The organism is Rhodococcus sp. 06-462-5, from assembly GCF_002258315.1.
GTDB lineage: Bacteria > Actinomycetota > Actinomycetes > Mycobacteriales > Mycobacteriaceae > Rhodococcoides.
The window spans coordinates 1-14,701 of sequence record NZ_NOYD01000059.1 but is presented as its reverse complement, the minus strand read 5'-3'; the positions used below and the strand labels follow the sequence as shown (position 1 = coordinate 14,701).

The 14,701-nt window shown below is 65.3% G+C and carries 14 protein-coding genes and 1 riboswitch; of the genes, 3 read left to right on the top strand and 11 right to left on the bottom strand.

Translation table 11 applies throughout. The annotated features are described in order from the left end of the window. Positions 1-3: 3 nt before the first annotated feature. Positions 4-1,575 carry a CdaR family transcriptional regulator gene (locus tag CH251_RS25690; RefSeq protein WP_094615634.1) on the top strand — a complete coding sequence of 524 codons (1,572 nt, stop codon included), beginning with the start codon at positions 4-6 and terminating at the stop codon, positions 1,573-1,575. Between the two features lie 48 nt (positions 1,576-1,623). Here the strand turns inward: CH251_RS25690 and CH251_RS25685 are convergent, their stop codons facing one another. From CH251_RS25685 to CH251_RS25650, 8 genes are all read right to left on the bottom strand, one after another. Then, positions 1,624-2,634 carry a LacI family DNA-binding transcriptional regulator gene (locus CH251_RS25685; protein WP_094615633.1) on the bottom strand — a complete coding sequence of 337 codons (1,011 nt, stop codon included), beginning with the start codon at positions 2,632-2,634 and terminating at the stop codon, positions 1,624-1,626. A gap of 75 nt (positions 2,635-2,709) precedes the next feature. Next, positions 2,710-4,032, bottom strand: coding sequence for a multiple monosaccharide ABC transporter permease (mmsB, locus tag CH251_RS25680; RefSeq protein WP_094615632.1), 1,323 nt, complete (start codon positions 4,030-4,032; stop codon positions 2,710-2,712). Continuing rightward, complete coding sequence (mmsA, locus tag CH251_RS25675; RefSeq protein ID WP_094615662.1) at positions 4,029-5,567, bottom strand: multiple monosaccharide ABC transporter ATP-binding protein; 1,539 nt, start codon at positions 5,565-5,567, stop codon at positions 4,029-4,031. Before mmsA ends, mmsB begins: the two co-directional genes overlap by 4 nt. Positions 5,568-5,575: 8 nt before the next feature. Further along, positions 5,576-6,712, bottom strand: a complete 1,137-nt coding sequence (chvE, locus tag CH251_RS25670; RefSeq protein ID WP_094615631.1) for a multiple monosaccharide ABC transporter substrate-binding protein — start codon at positions 6,710-6,712, stop codon at positions 5,576-5,578. Between the two features lie 196 nt (positions 6,713-6,908). Beyond that, on the bottom strand, positions 6,909-7,712 hold the full coding sequence (locus tag CH251_RS25665; protein ID WP_094615630.1) for an ABC transporter: 804 nt from the start codon (positions 7,710-7,712) through the stop codon (positions 6,909-6,911). A gap of 32 nt (positions 7,713-7,744) precedes the next feature. Then, positions 7,745-8,059: a multidrug efflux SMR transporter gene (locus CH251_RS25660; RefSeq protein ID WP_094615629.1), complete on the bottom strand. Its 315-nt coding sequence runs from the start codon at positions 8,057-8,059 to the stop codon at positions 7,745-7,747. A gap of 12 nt (positions 8,060-8,071) precedes the next feature. Continuing rightward, positions 8,072-8,134, bottom strand: a riboswitch (guanidine-III (ykkC-III) riboswitch). A gap of 36 nt (positions 8,135-8,170) precedes the next feature. Next, entirely contained in the window at positions 8,171-8,908 is a 738-nt protein-coding gene (locus CH251_RS25655) for a TIGR03943 family protein (RefSeq protein ID WP_094615628.1), read from the bottom strand. Next, positions 8,905-9,909 carry a permease gene (locus CH251_RS25650; protein ID WP_094615627.1) on the bottom strand — a complete coding sequence of 335 codons (1,005 nt, stop codon included), beginning with the start codon at positions 9,907-9,909 and terminating at the stop codon, positions 8,905-8,907. Before CH251_RS25650 ends, CH251_RS25655 begins: the two co-directional genes overlap by 4 nt. A 97-nt stretch (positions 9,910-10,006) precedes the next feature. Between CH251_RS25650 and CH251_RS25645 the strand changes: the two genes are divergently transcribed. Beyond that, the gene (locus CH251_RS25645; RefSeq protein WP_179273704.1) at positions 10,007-10,717 is read left to right on the top strand and encodes a response regulator transcription factor; all 711 of its coding nucleotides are present in this window, start codon (positions 10,007-10,009) and stop codon (positions 10,715-10,717) included. A gap of 26 nt (positions 10,718-10,743) precedes the next feature. Next, entirely contained in the window at positions 10,744-12,129 is a 1,386-nt protein-coding gene (locus CH251_RS25640; protein ID WP_094615661.1) for a cell wall metabolism sensor histidine kinase WalK, read from the top strand. Here CH251_RS25640 and CH251_RS25635 read toward each other — a convergent pair. From CH251_RS25635 to CH251_RS25625, 3 genes are all read right to left on the bottom strand, one after another. Continuing rightward, the gene (locus CH251_RS25635; RefSeq protein ID WP_094615625.1) at positions 12,109-13,230 is read right to left on the bottom strand and encodes an AbrB family transcriptional regulator; all 1,122 of its coding nucleotides are present in this window, start codon (positions 13,228-13,230) and stop codon (positions 12,109-12,111) included. The genes CH251_RS25640 and CH251_RS25635 overlap by 21 nt on opposite strands. Continuing rightward, positions 13,227-13,637, bottom strand: coding sequence for a universal stress protein (locus CH251_RS25630; RefSeq protein WP_068055827.1), 411 nt, complete (start codon positions 13,635-13,637; stop codon positions 13,227-13,229). Before CH251_RS25630 ends, CH251_RS25635 begins: the two co-directional genes overlap by 4 nt. A gap of 33 nt (positions 13,638-13,670) precedes the next feature. Beyond that, positions 13,671-14,701 (bottom strand): citrate:proton symporter (locus CH251_RS25625; RefSeq protein ID WP_143544992.1); only part of this gene is annotated, 1,031 nt, incomplete at its 5' end.

Below are 14,701 nucleotides of genomic sequence, written 5' to 3'. Positions count from 1 at the left end.
CGTATGGCCAATACGGTGTCGCTGCGTTCGATGCTGACCTCGCTACACAGCGCCGTCGTCGAACTGGTCCTCGCACCGGCCGGAACGGACATGGCAGTCGAGTCCGTCGCGCTGCTCGACGCCGACGACCTGCGGCTGCCTCCGGGAACGTCCTCCGATCTGACGCTGCTGGTGGGCGTGACCGAGGCCGATGTGGTGCGGTGGTTCGACGATCTCGCGTTGCGCCCGGTCGCAGACCGACCGCTCGCGGTGCTGACCAAGGTTGCCGGCTCGACTGCGCTGTCCCACGGAGCGCGGGAGACAGGTATCGCATTGGTCGCGGTGCACCAGCAGACACGATGGGAGCTGCTGCTGTCGATGATGCGGGGAGTGCTCGATCAGGTGCGGTCGCACGGTCCCGACGACGGAACATTCGGAGCCGACACGGACCTCTACGAACTCGCGCAGACGGTGGCGTCGCTGACGAAGGGCATGGTGAGCATCGAGGACGAGCGCTCACATGTGTTGGCGTACTCGGCATCCGACGACGCGGCCGACGAACTGCGGACCCTGTCGATCCTCGGCCGCGAAGGGCCGGCCGACTACCTGCGCAGACTGCACGAGCGAGGCGTGTTCGACCGACTCCGCCGCACCGACGACGTGATCGACGTACCGGCCGATACCGAGCTGGGAATTCGTCGACGCCTCGCCGTCGGAATCCGTCGGATATCCGGCAGCCCAACGACTCTCGGGACGATCTGGGTGCAGGAGGGTGCCACCCCTCTCGCCGCCGACGCGGACGCGGTACTGCGCGGTGCCTCGGCCGTCGCGGCTCGACTGATCACCCGCATCGCGAACGCCCCGACCAACGAGGCCCTGCAGATTCAGCGCCTGCTCGGGGCCAGGGGCGGCGGTGTCGACGTCCCGTCGCTCGCGTCGGCACTGTCGATCCCCACCTCGGGATCGGCGGCGGTCGTCGGATTCGCTGCCTGCGGGGAATTCGAGATCAGCGCCCTGGCACCGTCTGTCCGATTGCACGCCAGCGCTTTTCGCCGTGACTCGTTGGTCACCACCATCGGTGAGAGAATCTACGCACTGTTTCCCGGGGTGGCGTCGGGCACCGGGATCGCGGCGTGGACCGCCGATGCCGTGGGGCGGATCGAGACGCGTACCTCGCTGGCGTTGCGCGCCGCGGTCGCCGCACCGATCGCCGATCTCGACGGGGTTGCCGTGGCCAGATTCGAGGTCGACCGAGTGCTCGACGGCACCACCGGCGAAGTGCGCGTCACGACGCTCGAGGAGTCGAGAACGTCTGTGTTGCTGGGCGAAATCCTGGAACTGATCGCCAATCACGAACAGCTGCGGGACCCGCGCATCGCCGCCCTCGACCGATACGACGCGACCAACGACTCCAGAATGCGCGAGAGTCTCGTGTCGTACCTGGGGTGCTTCGGCGACGTTCGGGCTGCCGCCGAGCGACTGCACATTCATCCGAACACCCTGCGCTACCGCATTCGACGCGTCGAGCAGATTCTGGACCTCGATCTCGGCGACTCCGATGCGCGCTTGCTGGTGGAACTGCAGCTGCGCATGTAAGGGGCCTGCGGCCCATGTGCACAGAAATTCGTAGCAGGCTACGAAGTTTCATGCACGTGCGGCACCGGTGCTCGCTCGGAGCACCAGGGTCGGCTCGATGCTCGAACGTCTGGTGCTCCGGTTGCCGGTGTCGATCTGGTCGAGCAGAATTTCGACGCTTCGGACGCCGACGTCGGTGAATTCCTGGCGGATGGTGGTCAGGGGCGGCGAGAAGAATTCGGCGTCGGGAACGTCGTCGAAGCCGACCACGCTGACGTCCTGCGGTACTCGTCGGCCGTGGACGTCCAGTGCGCGCAGCACCCCGAGCGCCATGGAGTCGTTGCCTGCGAACACTGCGGTGACGTCGGCTTTCCCGGCCAGTTCGCTGCCGGCCCGGAACCCCGATTTCGCGGTCCAGTCGCCGCTGAGGGTGGCCGGCGGTTCTATGCCGGCATCCTCGTGGGCCATCCGCCATCCGGTGACGCGGTCGCCGGCCTCGTACCACCCCAGCGGGCCGGCAACGTGCCACACGGCGCTGTGCCCGAGCGAGAGCAGGTGTGCGGTTGCAGCCCTGGCTCCGGCGATCTGATCCACCGAGACGACGGCCAGATCACCGGCAGGCGAACCCTCGACGGCCACCAGTGGCAGCTCCCCGGCCAGATCGGCGATGTCGCCGCCGTCGGTTCGCAGGGGTGCGATGACGACGACGCCGTCGACACCCTGCTTCTGCAACCGGCGCACACAGGTGATGATGGCCGACTCGTCGAACGAGGTGGGTACGCCGACCACCACGGAGTAGCCGGCGTGGCGGGCTGCGTATTCGACGCTGTAGAGCGTCGACACCGGACCGTAGAGTGCGTTTCCGGTTCCCACGATTCCGATGGTCTTGCTGCGGCCGGTGACCAGAGCGCGAGCAGCGGTGTTCGGCCGGTAGCCGAGTTCCGAGATCGCTCGGTCCACCTTGTTTCTCGTCGCTTCGGTCACGTTGGGGTGACCGTTGATGACGCGGGAGACGGTCTGATGGGACACGCCTGCGAGCCGGGCTACGTCGGTCATGGCGGGTCCGCGTGTCGGCGTCATCGTCGTGCAGCTCCTCTCGCGTCGTCGAAGTCAATCACAGCATGCCGGGTCCTTCGGCGCCCGCGAACATGCACGTCAGGTGGGTGTGTTCACCGCCGTGGTGGGCGCAGGCTTGCCCGGCTCGGCTCCGGTGAACATCTCGGCGGGCACGGGCACACCGAGATAGCTGCTCGGGGGCGCGGCTTTGTCGCCCTTGTTGCCCTTACCGCTCGCTGCTCGACGCTTGGTCCAGATGTCGAACGCAACCGCCGCGAGCAGTACCAGGCCCTTGACCAGCTGAACGCGCTCACTCGGCGAGCCGATGAGCGACATTCCACTGTTGATCACGGCGATGATCAGCCCGCCGGTGAGTGCGCCGACGATGCGGCCGACGCCGCCCTGCACTGCCGCGCCGCCGATGAAGGCCGCCGCGATGGCGTCGAGCTCGAAGCCGTTGCCCGCGGTGGGTCCGGCCTGGTTGAGTCGACCGGCGAAGATGATTCCGGCCAGGGCCGAGAGCACACCCATGTTGACGAAGATCCAGAAGGTGACCGGCTTGACCTTGATGCCGGACAGCGAGGCGGCGTGGATGTTGCCGCCGATCGCGTACACGTGCCGACCGAACACCGTCTTGCCCGCGAGGGTGGAGTAGCCCATCACCAGCACGGCGAGCAGGATCAGTACGTACGGCAGGTTCTTGAACCGCGCCAGCTGAACCGCGATCGCGAGTACGAGAGCGGCAGCGAAGGCCATCTTGATCAGGAACAGCGGCAGTGCGTCCACGGTCTGGCCGTATTTCTGCCGACCCGTGCGAGATCGCCACTGGCTGAACACGATTCCGACGACCGCCACAATGGCGACGAGCAACGTGAAGATGTCAGCCCCACCCAGTGGTCCGAGTCCCACGTTGCCGAGGAAGCCGGGCAGGAAGCCGTTGGACAGTGTGCGCACCGGCCCGGGGAACGGCCCGATGCCCTGGTTGCCGAGAACGATGAGAGTGACTGCGCGGAAGACGAGCATGCCTGCCAGCGTCACGATGAACGCCGGTATGCCGAAGTACGCGACCCAATAGCCCTGCCAGGCACCGATCAGGCCGCCGACGATCAACGTGATCAGCACCGCCAGGGGCCACGGCACGTTCTGTTGAACCATGAGGACACCGGCGATGGCACCGGTGGCCGCGACGACCGAGCCGACGGACAGGTCGATGTGGCCCGCGATGATGATCACGACCATGCCGATGGCCAGGATGAGGATATACGAGTTCTGCACCACCATGTTGCTGATGTTCTGCGGCACCAGAAGCTGACCGCCCGTCAGCACGGTGAACAGCACGATGATCAGCGCGAAGGCGATGAAGATTCCGCTCTGGCGAAGGTTGCGCGTGAGCAACCCCCGCACGGTCGACAACTGATTCATCGAAGTACTCCTGTTCCACGGGTCATGAGATGCATGAGCGATTCCTGGGTCGCGTCCTCGCGAGTGACCTCACCGGTGATACGGCCTGCCGACAGTGCGTAGATCCGGTCGCACAGCCCGAGCAGTTCGGGGAGCTCGGAGGAGATCACCAGGACCGCCTTCCCGGCGTCGGCGAGATCATTGATGATCGAATAGATTTCGAACTTCGCGCCGACGTCGATTCCTCGTGTCGGTTCGTCGAGAATGAGCACATCGGGATCGCTGAAGATCCATTTGCTCAACACGACCTTCTGCTGATTGCCGCCGGAGAGTTTGCCGACCACGGCGGCGACGTTCGGTGCCTTGATGTTCATGCTCTTGCGGAAACCCTCGGCGACCTTGAACTCCTGGTTGTCGTCGACGAAGCCTCCCGTCACCAGCTTGTCCAGGGCGGCGGTGGAGATGTTTCGCTTGATGTCGTCGATCAGATTGAGGCCGTACCGCTTTCGGTCCTCGGTGGCGTAGGCGATCCCGTGATGGATGGCATCGTTGACCGACTTGACGTGAATTTCCTCGCCGTACTTGTACAGTCGCCCCGAGATGTCGATGCCGTAACTTCGGCCGAAGACGCTCATGGCCAACTCGGTGCGTCCGGCACCCATCAAGCCGGCAAGACCGACGATCTCCCCGCGGCGCAGACTGAGATTCGCCTTGTCGACAACGGTCCGGCCGTGCTGCGTCGGACTGTGGACGGTCCAGTCCTCGATACGCAGAACTTCCTCTCCCACGGTCGATTCGTGCGGCGGAAACCGGTGCTCGAGATCGCGGCCGACCATGAGCGAGATGATGCGATCCTCGGTGACGTCCGGGTCTCGCATATCCAGGGTCTTGATGGTCCGGCCGTCACGGATGATCGTCGTCCGGTCTGCGATGGCCGCGATCTCGTTGAGCTTGTGCGAGATGATCACGCACGTGATGCCCTCGTCTCGCAGACCGCGTAGCAGGTCGAGGAGGTGAGCGGAATCCGAATCGTTCAGTGCCGCAGTCGGTTCGTCGAGAATCAGTAGCGTCACATCCTTGGACAACGCCTTGGCGATCTCGACGAGCTGCTGCTTGCCGACACCGAGGTCGCTGACGACGCTGACGGGGTTCTCCCGCAGCCCTACCCGGTTCAGTAGGGCTGCGGCCTCGGAATTGGTGCGGTTCCAGTCGATGAACCCGCGCTTGGACCGCTCGTTGCCGAGAAAGATGTTCTCGGCGATCGAGAGGTACGGACTCAGCGCGAGTTCCTGATGGATGATGACGATGCCCTCGGCCTCGCTGCCCCGGATGTCGGAGAACTCGCACGGCTTACCGTCGAACACGATGTCGCCGTCGAAGGTGTCGTGTGGGTACACACCCGACAACACCTTCATGAGCGTCGACTTGCCTGCGCCGTTCTCGCCGCAGATCGCGTGGATTTCGCCGCGATTCACCGAGAGAGTGACGTCCTGTAGAGCCTTGACGCCGGGAAAGGTCTTGGTGATGCCACGCATCTCCAGGATCGGGCTCGTCATCTCCGAACTCACTTCAACTGGTCCTGGGTGTAGTAGCCGCCTTCGACCAGAACCTGCTCGTAGTTGCCCTTGTTGACGATCTCGGGCTGCAAAAGGTAAGCGGGAACGACCTTCTCACCGTTGTCGTAGTCCGTGGTGTTGTTCGTCTCGGGCGTCTGACCGTCGAGCATGGACTGTGCCATCTGAATGGTGACCTCGGCCAGTTCGCGGGTGTCCTTGTAGATGGTGGAGTACTGCTCGTCGGCGATGATGGACTTCACCGACGGCACTTCGGCGTCCTGTCCGGTGACGATCGGGTACGGCTGCCCTGCTGTTCCGTATCCGTTGCTCTTGAGTGCGGAGAGGATGCCGATGGACAAGCCGTCGTACGGCGAGAGCACGCCCTGCACCTTCTGGCCGGAGGAATACGTCTTGGTGAGCAGATCCTCCATGCGCTTCTGGGCGGTGGCCGGATCCCAGCGCAGTGTCGCAGCCGTCTCGAAATCGGACTCGCCGCTACCGATCTTCAGAGTTCCCTTGTCCAGGTACGGCTTCAGGGTGTCCATGGCACCGTCGAAGAAGAAGGTGGCGTTGTTGTCGTCGGGCGAACCGGCGAAGACCTCGATGTTCAACGGGCCGGCCGGGGCATCGGCCTTGTCGGTGCCGTCCTCGTTCTTCAGGCCGAGACCGACGAGAAGCGACGTGGCCTGGTCGACGCCGACCTTGTAGTTGTCGAACGTCGCGTAGTAGTCGACGTTGGGGGAGTTGCGAATGAGGCGGTCGTAGGCGATGACGCCGATGCCGTTGTCCTTGGCTTCCTGCAACTGCGTGGTGATGGCCGTGCCGTCCACCGAGGCAACGATGAGAAGCTTTGCGCCCTGGGTGATCTGGTTCTCGATCTGGTTCACCTGGGTGGGAATGTCGTTCTCGGCGTACTGCAGATCGACCTTGTAGCCCTGGCCCTCGAGCGCGCTCTTGAGATTGTCGCCGTCGGCGATCCATCGAGCCGAGGACTTCGTCGGCATCGTCACGCCGATCAGCGCGCCTGCCGTGCTGCCGCCTTCGGCCGGAGCCTGGTCCGCGGTCTTGGTGCTCGATCCACACGCGCCGAGCGTGAGGGTGAGCGCCACCGCGGCTGCGGCGATGGATAGGTGTCGAAACTTCATCGTTTCTCCCTGCGTAGTGGAGTAGACCGTGAAGCGGGGTCCGTCGGGGTGTCCCGTGTGGTTCGCATCACATCAAGACGAAAGTGTGAGCGATAACATCGGCATTGTCAAAGATTTCTTTTTCGCACCCGCGTGACCAGTGTGAGCGCTAACATCGGCCGACTCGAGAATGCCCGGGACGTACCCGTCGGACGGGTCAGTGCAGTTCGTGCACCGACTGCTTGCCGCTCTTGAGCCAGCGACTCGGGAGTCGGCCGACCAGCTCTCCCAGCGGGTGAACCGCGGCCGAGAGGATCTCCACGGAATCCTGCAGGATGTCGATCGAGATGCTCATCCGCTCGATGTTCGGGGCCACCGACGTCAGCGTTTCCGAAAGCTTGACCAACTGATCGAGCGGACCGCCCTTGGCCGTCAGCCGCTCGACGGCACCGTCCTCGGCGAGAAGCGTTTCGAGGATGCCCTCCTCGGCGATGGCCCGCTCGATGAGGCCGTCCTGACGCGTGAGCACTTCGAGCGGGCCGTCCTTGGCCGTCAGTCGTTCGAGCGGTCCGTTGGTGGCGGTGATGCGGTCCAGCAGACCGCCTTCGGCGAGCAGTCGTTCGAGCGGTCCGTCCTCGGCGAGCAGCCGGTCCAAGGGTCCGCCGGGAGCCAGGATTCGCTCGACCGGGCCGCCCGGGGACAGCAGTCGCTCGAGGGTGCCGTCCTCGGAGGTGAGGCGGTCGACGACGCCACCCTGGGCGAGAAGGCGGTCGAGTGGCCCGCCTTCCTTGAGGGCGTTGCCCAGGGCGCGGTCGTCGGAGGTGAGCTGGCCGAGCTGGGCGAGCAGTTGCATCGTGCCGCCGCGCGGGTTGGCGAGCGAGGCGACACCTGCGGTGCCCGACGCACCGGTGGCCAAGGCCATCCTGGTGGTCGCCAGCGCGACCTCCGCGACGCCGATCGCCTGCTCGGCGATGGCAATTCCGGCGCGCGCGGGCAGTGTGATCGCTGACACCCAGTTCATCGTTTTACTGTAACTGCTCGTAGCCCGGAAAATCAGTGAAGAACCTTCAGTCCCACGACGCATCCGACGATGCCGACCAGAAGCGCAACCTTGAGCAGCGAGGCGGATTCGGCACCGGTGATCATGGCGTACGCGACGGTGAGGGTGGCACCGATTCCCACCCAGACGGCGTAGGCGGTGCCGGTGGGCAACGATCGCATCGCGATCGCGAGTCCGATCATGCTGAGCACCACCGCGATGCCGAAGACGATGGACGGTCCGAGTTTGGTGAAGCCCTCGGACTTGCCGAGTGCGGTCGCCCAGATCGCTTCGAGGACGCCGGAGACGACGAGAATCAGCCAAGCCATGAGAAATCACTCCTTGCACCGTCTTGTCGCTGTTCGGGTACGGTGCGCTCGTCCGATTGTCGGAAGTGACTTGTACGATCGTACCAATTCGTGTGGACGGTGGCCATGGCGTCAGTAGGCGTACGTGTTCGCCGGAGCTTCGATTCGCTCGACCGTCGACACCGTCATCGTGGGTGTGAACGCGGTGTCCTCCGTCGCCGTTGCAGCGTCCACGGTTCCCGAAATCTGCAGCCAGGTGCCGTCAGGAATGTCGTCGAGAGCTGCGCTACCTGCATCGAGGTGGATGCGAACGGACCTGGCGTCGGCCGCGCAACAGATGATGAGAATGCGGGCGAGGTCGAGGCCTTCTCTCGTTCCGTCGGCGCGCGGCGAGCCTCCGTTCGCGGTGGCGACGGCGAATCCGGTGACGCGAATCTCCCGTCCGTCGAGGCTGCCTTCGGTGTCCCTGACCGCGCGTTGCACGACGTCGAGCAGAGGAACCTCGGGCGCGCGCTCGTTCGGCAACGGTGGAAACGCTGTCCTCTGACGATCGGCCGACGAGGTGACGGATCGCTCGCCGACGGCCGAGACTCCCAGCGCGGGCGGTGCGATGAACAGGATGACCGCGAGTGGGACCAGGAGCAGCCAGTACGGACGCGAATCATGATCGTGTCCGTCGCCCGCGGGCCCACCGCGGCGGATGTCGGCGACGATCGACGCGATCGCCAGGGCGACGATCAACACCCCGGCGGTCAGCAGATACGGATGCAGCGACGGTTTGACGTATCGCACAAAGGTGCCGTCCACCGAGATCTTGAGCGTGGCTCCGCCGAGAAGCAGGAGCAGCAGATTCTGCACCTCGCGTTTCATCGGGCCCCCAGGAACGCGTAGCCGCTCACCGAGGCGCACACGATCGCGACGACGAACGTCAGCGGGGCGAAGCGAGCCACGAAGCCGCGTCCGAAGCTTCCGGCCTGCATCGCCATCAACTTCACGTCGACCGCAGGTCCCACCACCAGGAAGACCAGCCGAGGCAGCAGCGGCAGCATCGACATGCTCGCCGCGACGAATGCGTCGGCCTCCGAGCACAGCGCGAGAATCACCGCGAGCACGGCCATCACCAGGATCGACAGCAGCAACTGACCGGCGAGATGGTCGAACACCCAGTCCGGAACCACCAGATGCAGCAAGGCGGCGGCCGCTGCTCCGAACACGAGAAAAGCTCCGGCCTGGAGCAGGTCCGCGCGCGCCGACTCGCGGAACGTCTCCCACTTCGAGTTTCCGTGGCGGTGTTCACGATCGGCGAGCCGAGCGGTGATCCACTCGGCCTTGCCGAACCTGGTCCACAGCCAGCCCATCACCAGAGCGGTGGCGAGTGAGCCGAAGAACCGCGCGAGAACCATCGCCGGCTCGCCGGGGAAGGCCACCGCAGTGGAGACCAGGACGACGGGGTTGATCGCCGGTGCCGAGAGCAGAAACGCCAAGGCTGCAGACGTCGGAACACCCTGATCCATCAGCCGGCGCGAAACGGGAACGGCACCGCACTCACAACCGGGCAACGCCATTCCCGCAAGTCCGCTCACTCCGACGGCAGCGGTGGCGTTCTTCGGCACCACCTTCTGCAGGACAGCGGGCGAGACGAACGCGGCGATGCCTCCGCTGACGAGCACTCCGAGCACCAGGAACGGCGTCGCCTGCACGAAGATCCCGGTGTACACCGTCGCTCCGGTCCTCAGTGCAGGGGACGAGTCGACCCACCGGGCCACGTCGGCACCGAACGCGATGCCCAACACGAGCAGAGTTGCGAATACGTGCATGGATGACACGGGAGACCGAACCCTGGTGCGGGTGTCGGTGTTCGCGTCGACCATGGTGGTGCCATCATGCCTCCTCGGGGTCCGGCTGTGCCGGAGGTGGCTCACAGCAACCTCACAGCGAGAGTCCAGCGAACGAGCAGCATCTCGCGCGATGATGGACACCGTGAGCGAGACACCCGAGGCCCGAGTCCTGATCGTCGACGACGAACCGACGATCGTCGAACTGCTGTCGGTCAGCCTCAGGTACCAGGGATTCGAGGTCGCGACGGCGGCGTCCGGGCCCGAGGCATTGGACAAGGCCCGCAACTTCAGGCCCGAGGCGCTCATTCTCGACGTGATGATGCCCGGCATGGACGGCTTCGGTCTGCTGCGTCGGCTGCGAGCGGACGGAATCGATGCGCCCGCCCTGTTCCTGACCGCACGAGATTCTGTGGAGGACAAGGTGACCGGGCTGACCCTCGGTGCGGACGACTATGTCACCAAGCCGTTCTCGCTCGAGGAGGTCGTGGCCCGACTCCGGGTGATCCTGCGCCGATCGGGCAAGAGCGAGGACGCGCAGCCATCCCGAGTTGCGTTCGCGGACATCGAACTCGACGACGACACCCACGAGGTGTGGAAGGCGGGCGAGCCGGTCTCGCTCTCGCCCACCGAGTTCACACTGTTGCGGTACTTCATGGTCAACGCGGGAACCGTACTGAGCAAGCCGCGGATTCTCGATCACGTGTGGCACTACGACTTCGGCGGAGAAGTGGGAGTGGTGGAGTCGTACGTGTCGTATCTGCGCCGCAAGGTCGATACGGGCGACACCCGATTGATCCACACGTTGCGGGGCGTCGGCTACGTCATGCGCCAGCCACGGTGACGGGCATTCGAGGTCGGATTCGGAGTCTGCCGCTGCGTTTCACCCTGGTCGCAGCGCTGCTGCTCCTGGTCGGTCTCGGTCTGTTGGCGTCGGGAGTGGCGGTGACCTCCTCGCTCGAGACGTCACTGATGCGTCGCCTCGATCAACAACTGATCGAGGCGTCCGTGGGCTGGGCCAGGCCGGGTAACGAACGCCCGCCCTTCCCGGTCGACGAGCCCAATCCAAGTCGCCCGCCGTCCAACTTCTACGTTCGTTTCGTCGCCGACGACGGTACCGTGCGCGGCCCGATCAACGATGTGACAGAGGATGTTCCGGATCTGTCGGGCACGCCGTCGGCGGCCCCGAAAACCGTCGGTTCCGAGGGCGACCCGTCGAAGGAGTGGCGGGTGATCACGGTGACCAACAACGAGGGCTCCACCACCGTGGGAATGTCGCTCAGCGCCAATCAGCAGACCGTCAGCAGACTGGTGGTACTTCAGTTCTACATCGGCGCAGCCGTGTTGCTGGCCCTGGCCGTGATCGCCTACTTCGTGGTGCGGCGCAGTCTGCGACCGTTACGTGAGGTGGAGACCACTGCCGCGGCCATCGCTGCCGGGGACCTACACCGTCGAGTACCCGAGTGGAGTGAGAAGACGGAGGTCGGCCGGTTGTCGGCGGCCCTGAACGGGATGCTCTCGCAGATTCAGCGCGCGTTCGCGGCCACTGCGGCCTCCGAGGAGGCGGCTCGCGCATCCGAGGATCGGATGCGCCGCTTCGTCGCCGACGCCAGCCACGAATTACGAACACCGCTGACGACCATCCGCGGGTTCGCCGAGCTGTACCGACAGGGTGCGATGAGCGATATCTCGTTGCTGATGAACCGAATCGAGGGCGAGTCGGCGCGCATGGGCCTGCTCGTCGAAGACCTGTTGATGCTCGCGCGCCTCGACGCGCAACGGCCTCTGGACATGCGGCGCGTCGATCTTCTGACCGTCGCCGCCGACGCCGTGCACGACGCCAAGGCGGTCTCGCCTGCGCGGGACATCTCGCTGAAAGTGTTGGCAGGGCCGGGAATACCCGAAGTCAGCGGCGACGACGCGCGGCTGCGTCAGGTGCTCGCGAACCTCGTCGGAAACGCCGTACGGCACACCCCCGAATCCGCGTCCATCATCGTCTGCGTCGGGACCACCCAGTCGTCGGTACTGCTCGAAGTACAGGACACCGGACCGGGTCTGGCCGAGGACGAGGCCGCACACGTCTTCGAGCGCTTCTATCGAGCCGACTCCTCGCGCACACGTGAGAGCGGTGGCAGCGGGCTCGGTCTGTCGATCGTGGCGGCCCTGGTGGCGGCGCACAACGGCACGGTGCGTGTGCAGAGCGCCCCGGGGCAGGGCGCGACCTTCCGAGTCGAGTTACCCCGCGCCGACGGTTGATTCGCTCGCCGTCCTGGCCTTCTTGCGTTCGGCCAGCTTGGTGTACGCGGCTGCGGCGAGCGGCGCGGCGACGAGCATCGACACCAGCCGGATCACCTGGACGCACGCGACGAAGGTGACGTCCGATCCTGTCGTCGCGGACACGGCGAGTACGGCTGCCAATCCGCCGGGTGTGGTCGCGAGGTAGCCGGTGAGCATGCTGACTCCGGTGATCGCAGACAGTGCCCAGCCGAACAGGGCGCAGATCAACCCGATCGAGAGAACCAGCAGTGCGGCCCAGGGGAAGATCCGACCGATGGCCCGCAGGCTGGAAACGGTGAAGGCGAGCCCCGCTTGCCATCCGATGACGATGAACGCCACCGGCAGCAGCACGGCGGGCACCGAGATGTCGACGGGCCAGCCGAGCAGTTCGCAGGCACCGGCGATGATCAGTGGTCCGAGGGTGGCGGGCGCGGGCAGTCGGATCAGCCGAGCGAGAACGATTCCGGCGATGACGACGGCGATCAGAAAAGCCGTACCGATGTACCAGGGTGTCGTCGACTGCTCGGACGCCCCTGCCCCACCGCCGGTGTCGGTGTGGAAGGCGAACGTGACGATCAGCGGCATCGTGACCACCACGAGTGCGACGCGGAGGTACTGGACCACCGCGACGATGCGCTCGTCCCCGCCGAGTTCTCGGGCGATGGACACCAGACCCGTTGCGCCACCGGCAATCAGGGACAGCGCTCCGGTGACCGGGTCGACGTCGCGATGCAGGGCGAGCAGCGCGCCGCAGCCTGCACTGACGACCAGTGTCCCCGCACCGACGAGAACTGCGGGAATCCAGTTCTCGCCCAACGCGCCCAGTGTGTCGGTGTCGAGCATCAACCCGATGGTGACGGCCAGTGTGCCCTGCGCAGCCATCGACGCCGGACGGGGGACGGCAGCAGGACCGATGCCGGTCAGTGCGAAGACCACCGCGACGACAAGTGCGGCGAACAGCGACGGTGCCGTCAGACCCAGAGCCGCGAAAAGGGCCCAGCCCCCGACGGATACGGCCGCGAGGCCGATCCATCGGAGGCTGTACCCGAGTACTGTCGTCACGCGATTGCGAGCACTCACGCTCCGGACTTGACCAGCAGAACCGGGACCGGAATCTCGAGGAGCAGACGCTGAATCGTCTGTCCCATCAGAAACTTTCCGACCGCCGAGCGGTGCCGCGAGCCCACCACCAGGATCTCCGACTTCTGCTCCTCCACCAGTGTCAGCAGTGTGTTGACGGCGTCGGGGTCGGGCCTACCCACTGCCACGGTCCAGGAGACCGCGTCGGCGTGGTCGATGTCGGCCAGAGCGGTCTCCACCGAAGTGGACACGGCCTGCGTCTCGGCGGCCTCGGCGGACGGTTCGGCCGATCCGGAGAGTGCGTGCAGGACGACCAGGTCCGTCTCGCGGATGCGTGCTTCTCGAACGGCTGCCGCCAGTGCTGCGCGGCCCTCGGGTGAATTGTTGTGCAGTACGCCAACAGTCATGACGGTTTCTCCTACGCGAGATGGGTTGGGGGATCAGCCGAACGGGATCTGGCCGAGGACGATGCCGACGGCCAGCATCGCGAGGGAGACGACCACCGCTCGCCACAACACCTTCTTGTGGTGATCGGCCAGCGACACTCCGGCGAGGGTGACGAGCAGCAGGATGGCCGGAACCAGCGGGCTCTGCAGGTGGACGGGCTGACCGGTGATCGATGCACGGGCCATCTCGACCGGGTCGATGCCGTACTTGCCTGCCGTTTCGGTCAGCACCGGCAGGATGCCGAAGTAGAAGGCGTCGTTGGTCATGAAGAACGTCAGCGGGATGCTCAGGATGCCGGTGATGACGGCCAGGTACGGTCCCATGCCCGCCGGGATGACGTTGAGCAGCCACTCGGCCATGGCCTCGACCATGCCGGTGCCCTGGAAGACGCCGGTCAGAATTGCTGCTGCCAGCACCATGGCGACGACGGAGACGATGGACGACGAGTGCCGTGCGATCGCGTCGCCCTGCTCCTTGACCTTGGGGAAGTTGACCGTCAGGGCAATCGAGGCAGCGATCATGAACAGCACCGGGATGGGCAGGATGTCCATGACGAGGATGACGAGGAGGATGACCGTCAGAGCAGCGTTGAACCACAGCAGCTTCGGGCGCAGGGTGTCGCGGTTGGGGTCGAGACCGTCGAAGAACTGGCCCGATTCGCCGTCGTCCGATCCGCCGGTGCCTGCTCCGCCGGTTGCCTTGCCGCCCTTGCGGATACTGCCGCCGCCACCGGAAGCCACCAATTCGGGCTCGTAGATCAGCTTGCCGATGCGTCGACGCTCCATGATGCCCAGGTGAACGGCGAAGAGCAGCACGATGATCAGGCCGACGATCATCGAGGGAACCATCGGAACGAAGACGTCGGACGGGGAGATTCCGAGAGCGGATGCGGCGCGAACCGTCGGGCCGCCCCACGGAATGATGTTCATCGTGCCGTTGGCGAGACCGGCGACGACCGTCAGAATGACCGGGCTGACACCGAGTTTGAGGTAGAGCGGCAGCAGCGCTGACGTGACGATGATGA